Source organism: Bartonella sp. AD24XZML (assembly GCF_042196485.1).
Classification (GTDB): domain Bacteria; phylum Pseudomonadota; class Alphaproteobacteria; order Rhizobiales; family Rhizobiaceae; genus Bartonella.
In genome coordinates this window covers 1-1,585 of the sequence record NZ_JBHIQH010000057.1, presented here as the reverse complement: position 1 = coordinate 1,585, position 1,585 = coordinate 1, and the positions used below count along the sequence as shown (strand labels likewise).

General features: G+C 34.1%; 3 protein-coding genes. 1 reads left to right on the top strand and 2 read right to left on the bottom strand.

From position 1 onward, the window contains the following. Nucleotides 1–204: 204 nt before the first annotated feature. Nucleotides 205–567, bottom strand: a complete 363-nt coding sequence (locus ACFIMX_RS05570) for a hypothetical protein (protein WP_375694162.1) — start codon at nt 565–567, stop codon at nt 205–207. A 2-nt stretch (nt 568–569) separates the two neighbouring features. Beyond that, on the bottom strand, nt 570–836 hold the full coding sequence (locus ACFIMX_RS05565; RefSeq protein ID WP_375615507.1) for a helix-turn-helix domain-containing protein: 267 nt from the start codon (nt 834–836) through the stop codon (nt 570–572). An 87-nt stretch (nt 837–923) separates the two neighbouring features. Between ACFIMX_RS05565 and ACFIMX_RS05560 the strand changes: the two genes are divergently transcribed. Then, nucleotides 924–1,277 (top strand): helix-turn-helix domain-containing protein, encoded by a 354-nt coding sequence (locus ACFIMX_RS05560; RefSeq protein ID WP_375615508.1) that lies wholly within the window; start codon nt 924–926, stop codon nt 1,275–1,277. Nucleotides 1,278–1,585: the final 308 nt, after the last annotated feature.

Below are 1,585 nucleotides of genomic sequence, written 5' to 3'. Positions count from 1 at the left end.
ATGTTCTGTATCGCTTGTGATAAAACCATCTGCATCACGAAGCGCCCAGCCAGTCTTCATCCCTAGATCAAGACAGAGAATGGTTTGTGCATTAGTGATCATAATCCCCCCTGCTGTTGCGTATTTATATGTGTGCTATGACAGAGCGTGTAGTCATAAGTTTAAAAAAATGAACTCACTCAATTTAGACACACACTACATGCCTTATCTGGCTGCACTAACTAAATGTGTAGATCGATTGTATTTCTGTAAGCTATCTATGAAACGTTTTTTGAAACCATATGCGTTACTATATGCTTTTATGGACAATGAAGGTCCTAAAGCACTTTTAGCTATTAAATTATCATTTTCATCAAGAGAAAAATCCCAATCAGAATCGCTAAAAACAATTGTGCTGCCATCTGGAAAATGCATTTCTTTTGTAAAATCTTCTAAAATGTAAAAAGTATAATATGAACTTTGCAACACCTTTGTAGAGCTTTGCATTTTTTTATGAGAGACATAAAAACAAAAAATCGTAATTACATTGACTATAAAAAACACAATCATCGCTGCCAAACTGTCCATTTTTATTTTCTTTCTTCATATTGAGATTGCAACATTTCATTTTGTTCACATGGCTTCATGCAAACAGTGGAACCCTTGATAAAAGCAGGCGTTGGAGGAGATTGTTCATTCCATAACGCTTCGAGAAGATATGCAACGGCTCCTCTTGAAGGAACACCATATTTTTCCCAACGCCATACTGTTGACTTGTTGACGCCTAACCGTTCTGCCATTTCTTTCAGAGTTAAATTCAGATTTTTACGTAACTGTTTTACTGCTATTTTTCCCATAAAAAATAATATGCATTATGAGTACTTAAAAGTCAAGTCGAAACGCATACCAATTATATGCAATATGAATATATTAAGGAGATAAAAATGCTTAGTAACACGATAGACCAATCTGCTAGATTAATAAAAGCGCGTTTAGCGCGTGGTTTTAGAAGTGCTAAAGAAGCAGCTAGATATTTTGGCTGGAACTACTCTAGCTATATACAGCACGAACAAGGATTAAGAGGAATATCGCGGGCATCTGCGAAATATGCAAAAGCATTTAGAATTAGTGAAGGATGGTTATTAACTGGAGAGGGAGAAGGCCCCTCCTTTCCAATTCCTGCGACAAAAAAAACTGTTGATGAGCAAATTATTAATCTACTGCAAAAAACAACTCAACCAGATAAAGAAACAATTCTTCACCTTTTAAATCGCCTGCATGCAGAAGAAAAAAAATAAAAGCTTTTTTTCTTTCATTACTAAATGTAGAAACCAGATGCATTATTTTGTTATCTAGTTCTATATCACTTTTTATTATTTTCATAACCATTCACCTTCCCCTTTCATGAGAATCGTCATTTAGAAAAAATCTTCTTACAAGATTTTTATACCGTTAAAAATAAAATACACATAACGCATATTTTATTGTTGACAAGTATGCATTATGCGTATTATATATATTCCATAAACCACGCACAAACAATTGCCAAGAGGCGTTAGGGAGGAGAAATTATGGAAAATCCAATTCTTATAAATTCTGATGAAAT

Excerpts from the sequence above, each read along its gene's own strand:
- ACFIMX_RS05560 (WP_375615508.1), top strand. The coding sequence starts at position 924 with ATGCTTAGTAACACGATAGACCAATCTGCTAGATTAATAAAAGCGCGT.
- ACFIMX_RS05565 (WP_375615507.1), bottom strand. The coding sequence starts at position 836 with ATGGGAAAAATAGCAGTAAAACAGTTACGTAAAAATCTGAATTTAACT.
- ACFIMX_RS05570 (WP_375694162.1), bottom strand. The coding sequence starts at position 567 with ATGGACAGTTTGGCAGCGATGATTGTGTTTTTTATAGTCAATGTAATT.